17 protein-coding genes are annotated in these 17,477 nt (G+C 67.3%); 9 read left to right on the forward strand and 8 right to left on the reverse strand.

The window, feature by feature from the left end:
• Positions 1-13 precede the first annotated feature (13 nt).
• From ON40_RS00220 to ON40_RS00245, 6 genes are all read left to right on the forward strand, one after another.
• Positions 14-1,048: an adenylate/guanylate cyclase domain-containing protein gene (locus ON40_RS00220; RefSeq protein ID WP_040817202.1), complete on the forward strand. Its 1,035-nt coding sequence runs from the start codon at positions 14-16 to the stop codon at positions 1,046-1,048.
• 729 nt (positions 1,049-1,777) lie between these two features.
• Positions 1,778-2,779 carry a daunorubicin resistance protein DrrA family ABC transporter ATP-binding protein gene (locus tag ON40_RS00225; RefSeq protein WP_040816976.1) on the forward strand — a complete coding sequence of 334 codons (1,002 nt, stop codon included), beginning with the start codon at positions 1,778-1,780 and terminating at the stop codon, positions 2,777-2,779.
• On the forward strand, positions 2,776-3,618 hold the full coding sequence (locus tag ON40_RS00230; RefSeq protein ID WP_083895294.1) for an ABC transporter permease: 843 nt from the start codon (positions 2,776-2,778) through the stop codon (positions 3,616-3,618). The genes ON40_RS00225 and ON40_RS00230 overlap by 4 nt, the downstream gene beginning before the upstream one ends.
• A gap of 61 nt (positions 3,619-3,679) precedes the next feature.
• Entirely contained in the window at positions 3,680-3,871 is a 192-nt protein-coding gene (locus tag ON40_RS00235; RefSeq protein ID WP_040816979.1) for a hypothetical protein, read from the forward strand.
• 301 nt (positions 3,872-4,172) lie between these two features.
• Positions 4,173-4,700, forward strand: coding sequence for a peptidylprolyl isomerase (locus tag ON40_RS00240; RefSeq protein WP_040817206.1), 528 nt, complete (start codon positions 4,173-4,175; stop codon positions 4,698-4,700).
• A gap of 91 nt (positions 4,701-4,791) precedes the next feature.
• The gene (locus tag ON40_RS00245) at positions 4,792-5,661 is read left to right on the forward strand and encodes a rhomboid family intramembrane serine protease (protein ID WP_040816982.1); all 870 of its coding nucleotides are present in this window, start codon (positions 4,792-4,794) and stop codon (positions 5,659-5,661) included.
• 24 nt (positions 5,662-5,685) lie between these two features.
• Here ON40_RS00245 and ON40_RS00250 read toward each other — a convergent pair whose 3' ends face one another.
• Both ON40_RS00250 and crgA read right to left on the reverse strand, forming a co-directional pair.
• Positions 5,686-6,135 carry a PH domain-containing protein gene (locus tag ON40_RS00250; protein ID WP_040817209.1) on the reverse strand — a complete coding sequence of 150 codons (450 nt, stop codon included), beginning with the start codon at positions 6,133-6,135 and terminating at the stop codon, positions 5,686-5,688.
• Between the two features lie 86 nt (positions 6,136-6,221).
• On the reverse strand, positions 6,222-6,485 hold the full coding sequence (gene crgA / locus ON40_RS00255; RefSeq protein ID WP_040816985.1) for a cell division protein CrgA: 264 nt from the start codon (positions 6,483-6,485) through the stop codon (positions 6,222-6,224).
• A 201-nt stretch (positions 6,486-6,686) separates the two neighbouring features.
• On the opposite strand from crgA, the gene ON40_RS00260 reads away from it, so the two are divergent.
• The 3 genes from ON40_RS00260 (at position 6,687) to ON40_RS00270 (ending at position 8,923) form a co-directional block, all read left to right on the forward strand.
• On the forward strand, positions 6,687-7,325 hold the full coding sequence (locus ON40_RS00260; protein ID WP_040816987.1) for an aminodeoxychorismate/anthranilate synthase component II: 639 nt from the start codon (positions 6,687-6,689) through the stop codon (positions 7,323-7,325).
• Positions 7,326-7,384: 59 nt separating this feature from the next.
• Complete coding sequence (locus ON40_RS00265) at positions 7,385-8,092, forward strand: RibD family protein (protein ID WP_040816990.1); 708 nt, start codon at positions 7,385-7,387, stop codon at positions 8,090-8,092.
• A 357-nt stretch (positions 8,093-8,449) separates the two neighbouring features.
• Positions 8,450-8,923 (forward strand): deaminase, encoded by a 474-nt coding sequence (locus ON40_RS00270; protein WP_040816993.1) that lies wholly within the window; start codon positions 8,450-8,452, stop codon positions 8,921-8,923.
• 48 nt (positions 8,924-8,971) lie between these two features.
• Here the strand turns inward: ON40_RS00270 and pknB are convergent, their stop codons facing one another.
• Genes pknB through ON40_RS00300 form a run of 6 tightly spaced genes read right to left on the reverse strand, consistent with a single transcriptional unit; the run spans position 8,972 to position 17,353 of the window.
• Positions 8,972-10,855: a Stk1 family PASTA domain-containing Ser/Thr kinase gene (pknB, locus tag ON40_RS00275; RefSeq protein ID WP_040816996.1), complete on the reverse strand. Its 1,884-nt coding sequence runs from the start codon at positions 10,853-10,855 to the stop codon at positions 8,972-8,974.
• Entirely contained in the window at positions 10,852-12,426 is a 1,575-nt protein-coding gene (locus ON40_RS00280; RefSeq protein ID WP_040817000.1) for a protein kinase domain-containing protein, read from the reverse strand. The genes pknB and ON40_RS00280 overlap by 4 nt, the downstream gene beginning before the upstream one ends.
• A 40-nt stretch (positions 12,427-12,466) precedes the next feature.
• Positions 12,467-13,930 carry a peptidoglycan D,D-transpeptidase FtsI family protein gene (locus ON40_RS00285; RefSeq protein ID WP_040817003.1) on the reverse strand — a complete coding sequence of 488 codons (1,464 nt, stop codon included), beginning with the start codon at positions 13,928-13,930 and terminating at the stop codon, positions 12,467-12,469.
• The gene (locus ON40_RS00290) at positions 13,927-15,411 is read right to left on the reverse strand and encodes an FtsW/RodA/SpoVE family cell cycle protein (protein WP_040817005.1); all 1,485 of its coding nucleotides are present in this window, start codon (positions 15,409-15,411) and stop codon (positions 13,927-13,929) included. The genes ON40_RS00285 and ON40_RS00290 overlap by 4 nt, the downstream gene beginning before the upstream one ends.
• Positions 15,411-16,889: a PP2C family protein-serine/threonine phosphatase gene (locus tag ON40_RS00295; RefSeq protein WP_040817007.1), complete on the reverse strand. Its 1,479-nt coding sequence runs from the start codon at positions 16,887-16,889 to the stop codon at positions 15,411-15,413. Before ON40_RS00295 ends, ON40_RS00290 begins: the two co-directional genes overlap by 1 nt.
• Positions 16,886-17,353, reverse strand: coding sequence for an FHA domain-containing protein FhaB/FipA (locus ON40_RS00300; RefSeq protein WP_040817010.1), 468 nt, complete (start codon positions 17,351-17,353; stop codon positions 16,886-16,888). Before ON40_RS00300 ends, ON40_RS00295 begins: the two co-directional genes overlap by 4 nt.
• Positions 17,354-17,477 lie beyond the last annotated feature (124 nt).

Below are 17,477 nucleotides of genomic sequence, written 5' to 3' on the forward strand. Positions count from 1 at the left end.
ATGGTCGTTGACCATGGACCGTGCGGAGTTGTCGACATTGGTGCAGTCGGTCGTGGAGCCGTATCTGTTGGACGGCCCGCGCCGGTACGACCGGGCCGAGGTGGTGGCCCGGTCCGGGGTGCCGCAGGAGCTGAGCGGGCGACTGTGGCTGGCGTTGGGCTTCGCCGCGGATCCGGACGGCACCACGATCGAGTACACCGAAGCGGATGTGGCTGCGACACAGGACTTTCGGAGCCTGGACGCGCTCAGTGCCGCCGATGTCCGGCGGCAGTCCGCGGCGGTGCGGACCATGGGTCAGTCGATGGCGCGCCTGGCCGAGTGGCAGGTCGATCTGGTGGTCGAGGAGATCATCAACCGGATCGCCTCGATCACCGCGCAGGATCCGGCTCTGGACCCGCAGACCGTCGCGATGGAGGCGACCGAGGAGGTCGTCACGACCCTGCAGCGGTTACAGGCGTACGCGTGGCGACGGCATCTGGCCGCCGCCCTGGCCCGGTCGCTGGGCAGCGACGGTTCCGGGGAGAGTGTGCGCGACCTCGCGGTCGGATTCGCCGATATGGTCGGCTACACCCGGTTGACGCGGCATCTGGACCGCGACGAGCTCTCGGATCTGCTGGAGACGTTCGAGACCGTCACCACCGAGGCCATCACCGCCAACGGCGGCTGGGTGATCAAGAACGTCGGCGACGAGGTGATGTTCGCCGCCGAGACGGCGGTGGTCGGCGCGCGGATCGCGCTGGACATCCAGACCGCCGCGGCGGCCCGGACCCAGCGTGGTGAATCCGATGCCACGACGATGCCCGAACTGCGGGTGGGGCTGGCCTACGGGCAGGTGCTGCAGCGGTTCGGCGACCTGTACGGCTCGACGGTGAACGTCGCCGCCCGGCTGACCGGTGTGGCGCGTCCGGGGACCGTGCTGATCGATGACGGCGCCGCCACCCAGTTGTCCGGGCAGCCGGAATTCGCGATGCGGCATCTGCGCAGTGTGCGGGTCCGGGGAATCAACCGCCTGCGCTCACATGTGCTGCGCCGCAACGGACGTGGGTGATACGCACCCGATTCGTGGAGGCTGTTCATCGAGTGTGGGCGGGGGCCGTGGGACGGCCGCCGCCACCGTGCTGAACCACCTGGAAAATTAGGAGCGGGCCTCGGCGAAGGGGGGGAGTTTGCCGAGGCCCGCGTAGGGTCGGCCCGGGGGGGAGGGGCCGACGTGAATGATCCTACGCGACGATCGGCGATTGTGTGAGTATGAGGGCTGCCACTTTTCGAAAGTTTTTCCGGCGGGCGTGTCGATGGGGCTGCTGAACCGTCGCCAGTGATCACTCGGCTCGTCGGCGGCGCGATGAAATCTGTTGTTACACAGCCTGTCTTGTTGCTCTCAATGCCTATTTACCGGTTCGCTGGATAGTCGCTGTCGACCGGTCGGTATGCGAATTCGCGACACGGTCGCAATTGAGAAGTACACATTCCGGGCGTGTCCGGGAGCGGTCGTGACGGGTGGTCGAGTAGGGCCTGCCGCGGACTCGGGTAGTGCGGTACTCGCGCACTTCGGGCGGCCGGACGAGACGATGATATCGGTCGCATCCCGCCGGCACCCCCGAGCACCCGCCGGACCCCCGGGGTGCGGCCCCTGACTTCTGCCCGCACCGACCGGTCCGCCGATACATTCGCCCTGGCAGCGGCGAAATTCGGAGGAAATTGTCGGTGGTCTGGGCAATACTTGCCGCGAGATCCGCCGATATCCGGTTCGCGGCAGGCGGGAACGTCAGGAGAGGTCATGGTCGATGCGATCGTCGCCGAGGGCCTGGTCAAGAAGTACGGCCGCCTCGTCGCCCTGGACGGTCTGGACCTGCGCGTGCCCGAAGGCACGGTGACAGCGCTGCTCGGTCCCAACGGCGCGGGCAAGACCACGACGGTCCGGGTGTTCACCACCCTGCTCACACCAGATTCCGGCCGCGCCACCGTCGCCGGGATCGATGTCCTGCGTGAGCCGCGGCGGCTGCGGTCCCGCATCGGGGCTTCCGGGCAGTACGCGGCCGTGGACGAATATCTCACCGGTTTCGAGAATCTGGAGATGGTCGGGCGGCTCTATCACCTGGGCGTGACCCGCAGTAAACAGCGGGCGCGCGAGCTGCTCGACCGATTCGACCTCGCCGACGCCGCGGATCGGCCGGTCAAGGGCTATTCCGGCGGTATGCGGCGGCGGCTGGATCTGGCCGGGGCGCTGGTCGCCAATCCGTCGGTGCTGTTCCTGGACGAGCCGACCACCGGCCTGGATCCGCGCGCTCGGCTGGATCTGTGGGACGTCATCGAGGAGTTGGTCGCCGCCGGCACCACCCTGCTGCTCACCACGCAGTACATGGAGGAGGCGGATCGGCTGGCCGATGCGATCGCGGTCATCGATCACGGCACGGTGATCGCCCGCGGCACCGCCGACGAGCTCAAGACCATGGTCGGCGGCGATCGCATCGAACTGACCGTCGACCATGTCGGCAGCCTGGACGTCGCGCGGGAGGCGCTGGCCGAGCTGGCGGTCGGGGAGATGCATCTCGAACCGGGCCTGCGCCGCATCACCGTGCCGGTCAGCGACGGCTCACAGGCCCTGGTCGACGCGATCGGGCGGCTCACCGCCCGCGAGGTCAAGATCCACGACGTCGGGCTGCGCCGCCCCTCGCTGGACGACGTCTTCCTCACCCTCACCGGGCACGAAGCGTGCGAATCCGTTGCGGGCCAGGATGATCCGGCGGACGGGCCGACCACGGAAGGATCCGCACGATGACTTCTGCGACAGGCGTACGCGACGAGCCCTCGCTGATCGCGCGCGCGGCGATGCTGATCAGCGACAGCGTGACCGTCACCAAGCGCAACGTCATCAAGATTCGCCGGGTGCCCGACGTGCTGATCTTCTCGACGCTCTCGCCGATCATGTTCGTGCTGCTGTTCGCGTACATCTTCGGCTCGGCGATCAAGGTCTCCGGCACCTCCTACCGGGAGTTCCTGATCGCGGGAATCTTCGCGCAGACGGCCGTGTTCGGCGCGACGTTCACCGGGTCCAGCCTCGCGGAGGATATGCAGAAGGGCATCATCGACCGTTTCCGCTCACTGCCCATGGCCCCGGCGGCGGTGCTGATCGGGCGCACCGTCGCCGATGTGGTGATCAACGTGGTCAGCCTGGTGGTGATGTCGATCACCGGACTGTTGATCGGCTGGCGGATTCGCGGATCTTTCCTCGACGGTGTGCTCGGCTATGTGCTGCTGTTGCTGTTCGCCTACGCGGTTTCGTGGATGATGGCCGTGGTCGGTTTGCTGGTCCGGGCGCCCGAGGTGTTCAACAACGCCAGTTTCATGGTGATCTTCCCGCTGACGTTCATCGCCAACACCTTCGTACCCAGTGCCCAATTGCCAACGCCGCTGAAGATTTTCGCCGATTGGAATCCGGTGTCGGCGGTGACGCAGGCGATCCGCGACCTGTTCGGCAACACCAGTTCGCTCACCCCGCCCCCGGACGTGTGGTCCATGCGGCATCCGGTGCTGACCACGCTGATCTGGGTGGTCGTGCTGCTGGTGGTCTTCGTGCCGTTGTCGCTGCGTCAGTTCGAGCGCACCGTCAGCCGGTGACGGAACTCCGGCCCGAGTACTGCCTACTGCACGAAGTTCGCGGCTGTGACACAGTGGTCCTATGCAGTTGGGCAGTTCCCGCAAGGGCCGGTTGCGCAACCGGTTGATCGTCGCAGTTCTGGCCGCCGTCGCAGGCGGCGCCGCTTGGCGGGTCGCCACCCGTCGTCCGCAACTCCCGGCGCCCGCCCCCGAACCGCCCCGTCTCGGCTACAGCACCAACGGCGCGCACCCCCAACACGCCATCCAGCACTGACAGGGCTCGGCCCGCACAGCGGGACGATTCACACTGCGGGACAAAGAGTTCCGCGACCCGGCCGCATCGCCCGGTACGCCCGAATGGACCGGTGTTCACAATCGCCACTCGGCAACGCAAGTCGCGTGGCACCGACTGGTCCGATGCCTACGTAACGACTGGTCTCAGTGGCACATGGGTAACTCATCGGGTAAGTCCAAAAGGGGAGTATCGGTCGACGATGAGCCCGCAACAAAAATTTGTGGCACCTACTGGTGCGCTGAATCGCGGGGAGGCGGGGGAGCGTGCCAACATGTTCGGCGTGACTTCACCGAATCAGACCTCCGTGGTAACGCTGCATACGAACCACGGTGATATCAAGATCTCGCTCTTCGGTAACCACGCCCCGAAGACGGTGCGTAATTTCATCGCTCTGGCCGACGGCAGCGCGCCCTACTCGACGCAGAACGCGAGTGGCGAGACCACCGGCCCGTTCTATGACGGCAGCACTTTCCACCGTGTCATGGACGGGTTCATGATTCAGGGCGGCGATCCGACCGGGACGGGACGCGGCGGTCCGGGGTACGAGTTCGGTGACGAATTCCATCCGGAGCTTCGATTCGACCGCGCCTATCTGCTGGCGATGGCGAATGCCGGACCGGGCACCAACGGCTCGCAGTTCTTCATCACCGTCGGCCCGCAGCCGCACCTGAACCGCAAGCACACCATCTTCGGCGAGGTGCTGGAGCCGGATTCGCGCAAGGTCGTGGATTCCATCGCCACCACCGCGGTCGATCGCAACGATCGGCCGAAGGATCCGGTGGTCCTCAGCAGCATCACGCTCGGCTGAATTTCTCCGCCCGGGATGAGCGGTCCGATTTGCGAGGGTAGCGTGCAATTACCGCCCTCGCGCCGCTCGTAGTCGATGAACACGGAGTTTCGTGAATCCCCAACCGCCCGCACCGACCTGTTTCCGCCACGCCGACCGGACCACCGGTCTGGCATGCACTCGGTGCGGGCGGCCTGCCTGCCCGGATTGCCTGCGCCAGGCCGCGGTCGGGCAACAGTGCGTGGAATGTGTGGCCCAGGGACAACGTGATGTGCGGCAGGTGCGCACGCCCGTGGGCGGCCCTGCCCCGACGCGGCCCACACCGTATGTGACCTATGCGCTGATCGCGCTGAACGTCGCCGTATTCGCGATCACCGCCGTCCAAGCGCACAGCGTCGCCGCCAACAGTTCGTCGAATCTGTTCCACGACTGGGTGCTCTGGCCGCAGGCGGTGGCGCACGGCCAGTGGATTCGCGTGGTCGGGGGCGGGTTCCTGCACTACGGCCCGCTGCATCTGGTGGTCAACATGTTCGCGCTGTACGTGCTCGGGCGCGACGCGGAGACGGTGCTGGGTCGCTGGCGCTACCTGGCGATCTATCTGACCTCGCTGCTCGGCGGCGCGGCCACGGTGATGTGGCTGGCCCCGAACGACGAGACCGCAGGGGCATCGGGGGCCATCTTCGGACTGTTCGGCGCGCTGACCGTCGTACTGCTGCGACTGCGGCGCAGTCCCACACAGATGCTGGTCGTGATCGGGATCAACCTGATCATCAGCATTTCGGTGCCGGGCATCTCGCTGTGGGGTCACCTCGGCGGCCTGGCCGCGGGCACGCTGGCCACGGTCGGATTGCTGTACGGACCGCAGTGGCTGCGGGTTCGCACGCAGGAGACGGGACTGCGGGTCGGATGGGCCGCCGTGGCGCTGGTCGCCGTGCTGGCGCTCATGCTGATCGGCGGGGCCGCCGCGTCGCTCGCTTCCTGACCCGCGATACCCGCGATCGGCCGGTCAGTGCGTGGCCAGGCCGTGCGCTACGAGTGCGTCCAGGACATCTTGGGGATGTACGCCCAGATCCCAGCGACCGAAGATGAGCAAGCGGTCCTCACCGTCGTGCTCGACGTCGATCTCCAGATTCGGTGATTTACGCCCGAGCCGGCGAAAGCTCACCACCCGGGCCCGCAGGATCCGCTCCCGGGGGTACTCTGCCGCGCCCAGCAGCCCGCGCACGACCAGCACAGGGCGTTGACCGGGCACGATGGTGATCCGTGGACGTTGCCGCAGCCCGACCGCGGTCAGTACCAACAGCAGAATCGCCGCGAGTCCGACCAGCAGCCGACTCGGTGCGTCGCCGGTGAACACGGCGGCCAGGGCCAGCACGATTCCGCCCACACCGGCCGTCACCAGAGCCAGGGGTGGAGTGGACCATTGCAGCCGGGACACCGGTTCGGATGCCGTCACGATCCCCACTCGCTCCTCGGTTTGTCCACAGGCTCATCCACAGGTGTGCATGAATAACACAGGTGTAAGCACGCGCCGCGCGAGATTCAGCGCCACCGCATCGTCATGACCAGGCCGACGACCATGAGCCCGAAGCCGATCAGGAAGTTCCAGGCGTCGAGGTTCGCCATCCAGGTGAGCTTGTCGCTGGCCAGGTAGTACACGATCAGCCAGGCCAGCCCGGCCAGCATGAAGCCGAGCATGATGCTGACGTACCAGACCGACGAGGGGCCGCCCTTGATCTTGACCGGGGTGCGACTGGCAGGGTTGATCGTATAATCGGTCTTCTTGCGGACCTTCGACTTGGGCATGACGTCCTCGTATTCGGGTGCGGGTCGTACCGGCGGGGGCGTGCGCGCGCGACGCCCGGCGTCGCCGGTCTGCCTTCAGGCTATCCCAGCTGGGTGTACGTGCGTGGTCCGCGGTGCTCGCGAGCAGGTCACCCGGGCGTCGACGGGGCGGTGCGCAGGTATTCACGCGACGTCCGATCCGGCACCCCGTAGGCTTGCGCCATGCGTGTACTGGTCGTCGACAACTACGACAGCTTCGTGTTCAACCTGGTGCAGTACCTGGGCCAGCTGGGCGTCGAGGCCACGGTGTGGCGCAACGACGATCCACAGCTGGCGGATCCGGACCGGGTCGTCACCGAATTCGACGGTCTGTTGATCAGCCCGGGACCGGGGACGCCGGACCGCGCCGGGGCCAGTATCGAGCTGGTGCGCGCCTGCGCTCGCCATCGGGTTCCGCTGCTCGGCGTGTGCCTCGGGCACCAGGCGATCGGCGAGGCGTTCGGCGCGACGGTCACCCGCGCCGCCGAACTGCTGCACGGTAAGACCAGTTCGGTGTTCCACGTCGGCGCGGGTGTGCTGGCCGGGCTGCCGGATCCGTTCACCGCGACCCGCTATCACTCGCTCACCGTGCTCGAGGACACCCTCCCGGCGGAGATCGAGGTGCTCGGCCGGACCGAGAGCGGAATCGTGATGGCCATGCGGCATCGCACCCTGCCCATCCACGGCGTGCAGTTCCATCCCGAATCGGTGCTCACCCAGGGCGGGCACCGGATGCTCGCCAACTGGCTCGAGGTCTGCGGCGAACGTCCGGCCGAAGGACTGATCGAGACGTTGGAGGCGGAGGTCGCGGCGCTGGTCTGAACCGCGTCGTGAGGTGAGGAGTCTCGTGCGGCTTATGACGAGGTCGAGTGGGTGCAGTCATGAGTGGTGACGACCACCGGCGACCGTATGTGCTGCTGTCCGCCGCGGTCAGCCTCGACGGTTACCTCGACGATGCGAGCCCGGACCGGCTGCTGTTGTCCAATCCCGCGGATTTCGACCGGGTCGACGCGGTGCGCGCGGATTCCGACGCGATCCTGGTCGGCGCGCAGACCCTGCGCAGCGACAATCCCCGGCTGCTGGTCACCGATCCGGATCGTCGCGCCCGGCGGATCGCCGCCGGAAAACCGGAGTACCCGGTGAAGGTCACCGTCAGCGCGCGCGGTGACCTGGACCCGGCCCTGCGCGTGTGGCATCACGGCGGCGACAAAATCGTCTACACCACCGGCCTCGGCGCGAGCCGGCTCGGCGACCGGCTCTCCGGTCTCGCCGACGTGGTATCCCTCGGTGCCACAATCGATTTCGGCACACTGCTGGACGACCTCGGTCGGCGCGGCATCACCCGTCTGATGGTCGAGGGCGGGGGGCGCACCCACACCGCCTTCCTGTCCGCCGCCCTCGCCGACGAACTCCTGCTGGCCGTGGCCCCCATCCTGGTGGGCGATTCCAGCGCGCCCCGATTCCTGCATCCGGCCGCCTATCCGGGGGGTTCCGGCCACCGAATGGAGTTGGCCGATGTGACCCGTGTCGGGGATATCGCCGTGCTGCGCTACCTGCCCAAGGGGCACGATGCCATCGTCGGGATCTGAACCCTTCCGATCGTCGACTCGGCCGACGAGTTCTCGCTTGCCATAGCCCCGATCCTGGCGGGCGACTTCACCGCCCCCTGCATCCGGCGACCCGTCCGAGCGGATCACGGAGCAGAATGGATGTGGCTGACCTGGCCTGCGTCGTAGATGTCGCGCCACTGCGTCGACTGCCGGACAGCGATACTGCCGCCGCGACCGTCGACGAGTAGAGTTTGCCACTGGCACAACAGATTTCGTGATCGGACGGTATTCGAACCGAGTGGCCGCGCCGCGGCTCGCGAAGAATGGTGAGGGGTGCGGACCTGTTCTCGGAAGGTTCGGCTACCGACCCGCAACGCAGCGAAAAGGAGCATCGATATGTCCGCTGAAGACTCGGAGGGGCTGGACAGTGTGCGGCGTCGGATGCGGCACGCGATCGAACTGGCTCGGCTGTGCCCGAAGAGTCCGGGGGCGTTCTCGGTCGGGGCGGTGATCGTCGACGAGAACGATATCGAACTCGCACACGGGTATTCGCGCGAGACCGATGAGAAGGTGCACGCCGAGGAGTCCGCGCTGAACAAGCTCGCCGACGATCCACGTCTGGCGCACGCGACGCTGTACAGCACCCTGGAGCCCTGCTCGCAGCGCGCTTCCAAGGATCGCGTGCCGTGCACGGATCGGATTCTGGCGGCCGGGATCCGCCGGGTGGTCATCGCCTGGCGAGAGCCGTCCACCTTCGTCGCGGACTGCGTCGGAGTGGAGAAACTGCGGGAACACGGTGTCGAGGTGATCGAACTGCCCGATATGGCCGAGGAGGCCATGTCGATGAACCGCCACCTCGAACTCGGCTGAATCGTGTTCCGAGCCAGGAGTGTTCACCCGGCTCGACTCACGCCCGGCTCACGGCGGGCCGAGCACTCCCGTGACGATCGTTATCGTCGCATCCTTGGAGATCGTCGAATTCGCCTTCGGCTGCTGATCGACGATCCGCCCGACGCTCGCGGCATCGAAGGTGCCCTGGGTGGTCTGGCTGATCTGGCCGACGCCGCCGGTCCATCCGGCCGCACGCAATTTGTCCAGGGCCTGCGATGAGGTCAGTCCGGACAGATTCGGCATGGTGATCTGATCGCTGGACACCTGCACGGTCACGGTCGAGCCCTTGTCCGCCATCGAACCGCCCGGCGGATCGGTGGCGATCACCTCACCGCTGGGACGCGATGAGGGTACCTTCTGCACGAGCACCTTGAAACCACTGCTGTCGGTCAGGTTCGGCTCGGCCACGGTGAGCGACTGACCCACCACCTGCGGCACCCGCACCTGATCCGGACCCTTGCCCAGGGAGATGGTGACCTTACTGCCCGCATCGATCTTCGATCCCTCGGGCGGATTCTGGTTCACCACCTTGTCCTTGTCCTCGACGCTGGACGCATCGCGGCCGACCTTCGGATCCAGCTGCAGTCCCAACGCGCTGAGTTGCTGCTCGGCCTGCTGCTGGGTCAGCCGGGCCAGCCGGGGCACCGGGATCTGCGCCGGACCGGTGGACACCTGCACGGTGACGGTGCTGCCCTTCGGCGCGCGCGAACCGCCCAGCGGCTGCGTCTCGATGACGTTCCCGCTCGCGGTCTTGCCGTCGGACTTCTGCTGAATGGCCACCGAGAATCCGGCCTTCTGCAATTCGTCCTGCGCCTGGGCCGCCGGCCGGTTCGCCAGATCCGGGATGCCCACCTGATTGAAACTGCTGCCCGGCCCGAGGAACACCCAGTACAGCGCTACCAGCACCACCACGACACCGGCGGCGGCACCGCCGATCATCATGGTGCGCCGCGGATCCCGCGGGCGGGGCGCCTCGGTGTCCTCCGAGTCCTCCTCCGAACGCGGTGCGTCGACCGCGCCGAGGAACGTCGTGCGATCCTCCTCGGTCATCACCGTCGGCGCCTGCGGTTTCTGCCCGCCGAGCACCCGGATCAGATCCGAACGCATCTCCGCGGCCGTCTGATAGCGGTTCGCCGGATTCTTGCTCATCGCCTTGAGCACGACCGAATCCAACTCGCGCGGCACGCCCGCATGGACGTTGGAGGGCAGTTGCGGATCCTCGCGAACGTGCTGATACGCCACCGCAACCGGGGAATCGCCGGTGAAAGGCGGTTCGCCGGTGAGGATTTCGTACAGCACACAGCCGACCGAATAGACGTCCGAGCGGGCGTCGACCTGTTCGCCGCGGGCCTGCTCGGGCGAAAGGTACTGCGCGGTACCGATGACCGCGGCGGTCTGCGTCATCGGATTGGAGCTGTCGGCGATCGCGCGGGCGATGCCGAAGTCCATCACCTTCACCGCGCCCTGCCGGTTGATCATGATGTTGGCCGGCTTCATGTCGCGGTGCACGATGCCGTTCTTGTGGCTGAAGTCCAGTGCGGCGCACACGTCCGCGATGATCTCCATCGCGCGGCGCGGAGCCAGCGGGCCACTGCCGCGCACCATATCGCGCAACGTGTCGCCGTCCACGTACTCCATCACGATGTACGGCAGCGGACCGCCGTCCACCTCCGCCTCACCGGTGTCGTACACCGCGACGATGGCCGGATGATTCAGCGCGGCGGCATTCTGCGCCTCACGTTTGAACCGCAGATAGAAAGTGGGGTCGCGGGCCAGATCGGCGCGCAGCACCTTGATGGCGACATCGCGGCCCAGCCGTTCGTCCCGGGCCTTGTGGACCTCGGACATTCCACCGAATCCGATGATCTCGCCGAGCTCATAGCGAGAAGACAGATTCTTCGGGGTGGTCATGGCTGTCCTTGTGAGGAGGTGTCCGGCGGGCTGACGTCGGTGTACTGGTCGTGCGAATGGTGAGTGGGATAGCTGTTCTGGGTGTAGCCGTTGTGGCTGTACCCGTTCTGGCTGTATCCGTTCATTCCCGGAACGCCCGGCAACGATGGTATGTCCACCGAGGGGTATGTCGAGTCATCCGTGGCCCACGGCGGCAGGTTCGAATGATGCCGCCCGTTGGTGGTCGTGGTGGGTTCATCGGTGGTCGTGGTGGCGCCGGTGGTCGTGGGCGGCGCGCTCGTCGTGGTGGGCGGCGCGGTCGTGGTCGTCTCGACCGGGGGAACCACATGTCTGGTCGTGGTGGGTTCCTCGGTGGTGGTCGGCGCTTCGGTCGTCGTGGTCGGCGCCGGGGCGGTGGTGGTGTGGGTGACCACCGGCGTGACCGACGGCTGCGGAGGACTGCCACTGAGCAGCACCCACGCCGCCGCACCGCCCAGCACCAGCGCGCCGATGCCCAGGCCGAGCATCCACTTGGTGGTGCGGCTCATGCCGGGTTCGTCCTCGTACGGCAGGTCGTCGTCCGGGTGACCGGGCATCGCGCTGGTCGCTCCGATCGGACGCGCCCCCGGCCGTTGGGAATTCGAGTAGCGATCCTCGTAGTCGCGGGGCAGGACCGTGGTCGCGCCGGTCGGCGGCGGAGGCAGGACCCGTGCCGCACCGCCCTGCGGCGTCGAACCCATGGTGCGCGGCATCGGCGGACGTCGCCCGGAGCGCACCGCGGCCACGGCGTCGGCGAACTCGCCGCCACTGCCGTACCGCTGCGACGGATCCTTGGCCATGGTGATCTCGATAAGCTCGCGCACATTCGGCGGCAGATCCGAGGGCATCGGCGGCGGGGTGTCGCGGACGTGTTTCATCGCCACGGTCAACGCGCCGTCACCGCTGAACGGGCGATGCCCGGCCAGCGCCTCGTAGCCCACCACGCCCAGCGAGTACACGTCACTGGACGAGGTGGCGTCCTCGCCGGTGGCCTGCTCGGGCGCGATGTACTGGGCGGTGCCCATCACCATGCCGGTCTTGGTCACCGGTGAGGCGTCCACCGCTTTGGCGATGCCGAAATCGGTGATCTTCACCTGACCCGTCGGGGTGACCAGGATGTTGCCCGGTTTCACGTCGCGGTGCACGACGCCCGCGGCATGCGCCACCTCGAGTGCCCGGCTGGTCTGCTCGAGCATGTCCAGGCCCTGCACCACCGACAGGCGGCCGAGCCGGTTCAGCACCGCGTTGAGCGGTTCGCCCTGCACGAGTTCCATGACCAGATAGGCGGTTTCGCCGCCCTGCGGGTCCAGGGTTTCGCCGTAGTCGTAAATTCCGGCGATACCCGGGTGGTTGAGCTGCGCGGTGGTCTTCGCTTCGGTCCGGAACCGGTGCCGGAACGTCGGGTCGGCGGAGAATTCGGCCTTGAGCACCTTGACCGCCACCCGGCGGTCCAGCCGGGTGTCCAGCGCCTCCCACACCTGGCCCATACCGCCGGTGGCGATCAGGCGTTGCAGTCTGTAGCGGTCCGCGATCAACGCACCGTTGGTCAACATGGGAGCCCCCGTAGGCCTGTGTACTCGATCATCGTCTCGTTCAGCTCCCCTGCAGGCCGGCCTCGAGCACGGCTCGTCCGACGGGGGATGCCACGAAACCTCCGGTGCCCTTCAGGCCCATGTTGCCGCCGTTCTCCACGACGACCGCGATGGCGATCTTCGGGTTCTGCGCAGGTGCGAATCCGATGTACCAGCAGTGCGCCGGTGTGGTGCCCGGATTCGCGCCGTGTTCGGCGGTACCGGTCTTGGACGCGATCTGGAACGAAGTGGTGTTGCCCTGGAACGTGTTCTTCTCCGAGTCGATCATCATATTCGTCAGCGTCGAGGCCACCTGGGGGCTGATCGCCTGACCGACCGACACCGGTTTGGTCTTGGACAGTTCGGACAGATCCGGCCCCTGGGTCTGATCCACCAGATGCGGTTCCATCCGGACGCCGCCGTTGGCGACGGTGGCCGCGACGACCGCGTCGTCCAGCGGAGTGATGGCCACGTCGCGCTGGCCGATGCTGCTCTGCGCGAGGGATGCCTCGTCCGGGATCGTGCCGACGGTGCTGTCGGCCACCGGCATCGGAACTCCCGAATGGGTGCCGATGCCGAACGCCGCCGCGGTGTCCTTGAGTTTGGCCGCGCCCACCTTCATGCCGATCTGGGCGAACGCGGTGTTGCAGGACAGCGCGAAGGCCTCCTCCATCGTCGTGGTGGCGCCGTTGCCGCAGTGTTCGCCGTCGAAGTTCTCCAGCGTGGTGTTGGTGTCGGGCAACGTGATTCGCGGATCGGCGGTGAACTGGTCGGAGGTCTGGATGCCCGAGGCCAGGGCCGCGGCCGAGGTGATCACCTTGAATGAGGATCCCGGCGGATAGGTCTGCGAGATGGCGCGGTTCAGCAGCGGCTGCTTCTGGTCGGAGCTGAGCTGCTCCCACGCCTTGGTACTGCTCGCGCCGTCGTGCGAGGCCAGCTGATTCGGGTCGTAGCTCGGCGTGGAGACCATGGCCAGGATGCGGCCCGTGCTGGGTTCGATGGCGACCACCGAACCGGTGTACCCATTCTTGGTCAGCTGGTCGTAGGCGACCTTCTGCATCACCGGGTTGATGGTGGTCACGACGTTGCCGCCGCGCGGGTCGCGGCCGGAGATCAGGTCGATCAGGCGACGGCCGAACAGTTTGCTGTCCGATCCGTTGAGCACCGAATCCTCGGCGAGTTCGAGTTCGGTGCGGCCGTACTGCATCGAGTAGAAGCCGGTCACCGGTGCATAGGCCATCGGATCGGTCGGGTAGGTGCGCAGGTACTTGTACCGGTCGTCGGTGGAGATCGAACTGGCCAGCACCGTGCCCGAGGCCGAGATCTGCCCGCGCTGGCGGGAGTACTCGTCCAGCAGCACCCGCGAATTGCGCGGATCGCTGCGCAGGCTGTCGGCCTTGATCACCTGGACGTAGGTCGCGTTGAGCAGCAGGGCGACGGTCATCAGCATGACGGCCATGGCGACGCGGCGCAGTGGTGTGTTCATGCCGGTTCCCCCTTCGCCTGGTGGCTCGAGTCGGTACGCAGTATCTCGGTGGGCGGGTTGCTGGTCGGTGCGCTGTGGACCCTCCGGCTCGGCGCCGGTGCACGGGCCGCGTCGGAGATCCTTATCAACAATGCCAGCACTGCGTACTCGGCCAGCAGCGCAGATCCGCCGTACGACAGGAAAGGCGTGGTCAGGCCGCTGCGTGGGATCAATTTCGTGACACCGCCCACTACCACGAACACCTGCGCGGCGATGGTGAAGGCCAGGCCGGCGGCGAGCAGTTTGCCGAAGCTGTCCCGTACCGCCAGCGCCGTGCGCAGACCGCGCACCACCAACATGGTGAACAGCACCAGCACCGCGGCCAGCCCGATCAGCCCGAGCTCCTCGCCGACCGTGGCGACGATGAAATCGGTCGCGGCGAAGGGCACCTGATCGGGACGCCCGTTACCCAGGCCGGTACCGGCGAGTCCGCCGGTGGCCAGCCCGAACAGCGACTGCGCGATCTGGTAACCGGTGTTGTTGTAGTCCGAGAAGGGATGTAGCCAGGTGTGCAACTGCGCTCGCAGCGGTCCGAACGTGTTGTAGGCGAAGATCAATCCGATGACCAGAAGTACCCCGCCGACGACGAGCCAACCCACCCGCTCGGTCGCGATGTACAGCAGCGCCAGCACGGTGCCGAAGATCAGCAGCGATACGCCCAGATCCCGTTCGAACACCAGCACCCCGACGCCGACCACCCAGGCCAGCACGAGCGGGCCCAGATCGCGCAGCCGCGGCAGCTCGATGCCGAACGCGTGCCGTCCGGCCGCGGTGAACCAGTCGCGTTTGGACACCAGCAGCGCCGCGACGAACACGACCAGCAGGATCTTCGCGAATTCGCCCGGCTGCACGGTGAATCCGGGCAACCGAACCCAGATCTTCGCGTGATTGGTCGTGGCGAATCGTTCCGGCAGCACCGCGGGCAGCAGCAGCAACACCAGGCCCAGCGCCCCGATGGAGTAGTTGTAGCGCGCCAGGGTGCGATAGTCGCGCAGCACCACCAGCACGGTGGCCAGGATCAGGATGCCCGCCGCGGTCCACAGCACCTGGTGGTCGACGTCGGGGGAGGGGATAGGGAGTGAGTTGGTGCGCGCGGTCTGCGCCGCGGCCAGATCCAGGCGGTGGATCAGCACCAGGCCCAGGCCGTTCAGCAGCGCCGCGATCGGCAGCAGCAGCGGATCGGCGAACGGCGCGAAACGTCGCACGGCCAGGTGGGCGACCGAGAACAGCGCCAGATAGGCCAGAGCCAGTTCGGCGCACTCCCAGGAGATGCCCTGATCCTGCGCGGCCTCCACCAGCACCAGGGCGACGGTGGTCACGACGACCGCGGTCCCCAGCAGCAGAAGTTCGACGTTACGGCGAGTCGAGGGCGGTGGCGCAGGGGCGAACCCGCCCGGAGGACTCGGGAAGGCCCCCGCAGACAGCGGTGCCGGAGCGGACATCAGTCCGCCTTCCTGCAGTTCTCCCCCGGAGTTTGCGGGGCCTGCGACGCCGTCGTCGGCGTGGCGGGCGCTGTGGTGGTGGGCGCGGGCGCGCCGGGATGTCCGTCGCCGCTGGCGGGCGCCGGCTGGGCGGGGGCCGGTGTGGCGCCGGTCGGAGTGGCGGGGCTGGTCGTGGGTGCCGGATTCTGCGTGGGCTGCGGCGTCGAGGCCGGGGTGCTGATGCACGCGGGCAGCAGATCCTGCTGGGCGAGTTTGGCGAGCTGACGGCGCGCGTCGTCGAGGGCGCCCGGGGGCAGGCCGTTGTTCACCTTGTCCCGGCCGGTCTGCTCGAGATCGGCGACCTGCAACTGCTTGCAGCCCGACGGAAAGCTCTCACCCGGGCTCGCCAGGCCGAGCTCCCCGTCGTGCTGCACGCACGCGATCTGGTTCACCTCGTGGATCGAATAGCCGAGCACCGATCCGGGCAGCCCGCGCACGATCACGACGTTGCCGTTGTCCGCGCCGACGTAATAGTTGTTGCGAATCATCTTGTAGCCCACCACCAGTCCGACCGCGACGGCCGCGATCAGCGCGAGGGACAACAGGATCCAGCGCAGCTTGTGACTCTTGCGGGGCTCGGGCTCCGCGGCCACGGCGGGGCGGCGCGGAGCCGCGCGCGGCGGGCGCATCGCCGCGGCACGACCGGCGGCGGTGTTCGGCGGCGGAGTGTCCTCGTCCTCACCGGAGGCGGCGCCGGCCACGATCGGATGGCTCTGGCCGTAGTCCAGATCGATGACGTCCGCGACGACGACGGTGACGTTGTCCGGACCGCCGCTGCGCAGGGCGAGCTCGATGAGGCGGTCGGCCGCCTCGTCGGTGTTGCCCTCCCGCAACGTATTTCCGATCGTCTCGTCGCTGACCACGTCGGACAGGCCGTCCGAGCACAGCAGGTAGCGATCGCCCGCCCGTGCCTCGCGCATGATCAGTGTGGGATCGATCTCATTGCCGGTCAGCGCCCGCATGATCAGTGACCGCTGCGGATGGGTGTGCGCCTGTTCGGGCGTGATCCGGCCCTCGTCGACCAGCGACTGCACGAACGTGTCGTCGCGGGTGATCTGAGCCAGCTCGTTGTCGCGGAACAGGTACGCACGCGAATCGCCGATATGCGCCAGGCCGAGTTTCTTGCCCGCGAACAGGATTGCGGTGAGCGTGGTGCCCATGCCGTCCAGCTCGGGCTCTTCCTCGACCTGATCGGCGATGGCGGCGTTACCCGCGTGCACCGCGCGATCCAGCTTGCCGAGCAGATCGTCGCCGGGCTCGTCATCGTCGAGATGCGCGAGTGCGGCGATCATCAATTGGGAGGCGACTTCACCGGCGGCATGGCCGCCCATTCCGTCGGCCAGCGCGAGTAGGCGCGCACCGGCGTAGACGGAATCCTCGTTGTTGCCTCGGACGAGTCCGCGGTCGCTGCGCGCCGCGTAACGGAGAACAAGTGTCACGATCGCAGCTCGATCACTGTCTTACCGACACGGACGGGGGACCCGAGCGGAACCCGCACCGGGGTGGTGACCTTCGCGCGGTCGAGATAGGTGCCGTTGGTGGAACCCAGATCTTCGACGTACCAGTCCTCGCCTCGCGGCGAGAGTCGCGCATGCCTGGTCGAGGCATAGTCATCGGTGAGTACCAGCGTGGAATCGTCGGCGCGCCCGATGAGCACCGGTTGGGCGCCCAGGGTGATGCGTGTGCCGGCGAGTGAACCTTGAGTCACCACTAGATACTTGGCGCCCTTCTGGCCACGGCTGAAGGATGGCAGCACCGCGGAACCGCGTGCGGCCCGGGGCTGGATCCGAATGCCGGATGCCGCGTAGATGTCGCTGCGCAGGGTCCGGAGCACCGCCCATACGAACAGCCACAACAGCAGTAGGAACCCCGCACGGGTCAATTGCAGGATCAGTCCCTGCACGGTGCTCCACCTCCTGTTTCGGCCGATGTGGGTACGACGGTCCCACCCCCAACCGGCTTGCTGGTCAGCACGGACCTGCTGCCGACCGAGGGCTGGCAGCATCATAGGGCCGATGACCGGTTGC

Origin of the sequence: Nocardia jiangxiensis NBRC 101359 (genome assembly GCF_000308615.1) — a bacterium.
Taxonomy (GTDB): Bacteria; Actinomycetota; Actinomycetes; order Mycobacteriales; family Mycobacteriaceae; genus Nocardia; species Nocardia jiangxiensis.

Bases quoted from the DNA above. Each gene is read 5' to 3' on its own strand.
- ON40_RS00220 (WP_040817202.1), top strand. From the start codon at position 14: ATGGACCGTGCGGAGTTGTCGACATTGGTGCAGTCGGTCGTGGAGCCG.
- pknB (WP_040816996.1), bottom strand. From the start codon at position 10,855: ATGACCACCCCGAAGAATCTGTCTTCTCGCTATGAGCTCGGCGAGATC.
- ON40_RS00260 (WP_040816987.1), top strand. From the start codon at position 6,687: ATGCGTGTACTGGTCGTCGACAACTACGACAGCTTCGTGTTCAACCTG.
- crgA (WP_040816985.1), bottom strand. From the start codon at position 6,485: ATGCCCAAGTCGAAGGTCCGCAAGAAGACCGATTATACGATCAACCCT.
- ON40_RS00265 (WP_040816990.1), top strand. From the start codon at position 7,385: ATGAGTGGTGACGACCACCGGCGACCGTATGTGCTGCTGTCCGCCGCG.
- ON40_RS00290 (WP_040817005.1), bottom strand. From the start codon at position 15,411: ATGTCCGCTCCGGCACCGCTGTCTGCGGGGGCCTTCCCGAGTCCTCCG.
- ON40_RS00225 (WP_040816976.1), top strand. From the start codon at position 1,778: ATGGTCGATGCGATCGTCGCCGAGGGCCTGGTCAAGAAGTACGGCCGC.
- ON40_RS00285 (WP_040817003.1), bottom strand. From the start codon at position 13,930: ATGAACACACCACTGCGCCGCGTCGCCATGGCCGTCATGCTGATGACC.
- ON40_RS00270 (WP_040816993.1), top strand. From the start codon at position 8,450: ATGTCCGCTGAAGACTCGGAGGGGCTGGACAGTGTGCGGCGTCGGATG.
- ON40_RS00235 (WP_040816979.1), top strand. From the start codon at position 3,680: ATGCAGTTGGGCAGTTCCCGCAAGGGCCGGTTGCGCAACCGGTTGATC.
- ON40_RS00280 (WP_040817000.1), bottom strand. From the start codon at position 12,426: ATGTTGACCAACGGTGCGTTGATCGCGGACCGCTACAGACTGCAACGC.
- ON40_RS00230 (WP_083895294.1), top strand. From the start codon at position 2,776: ATGACTTCTGCGACAGGCGTACGCGACGAGCCCTCGCTGATCGCGCGC.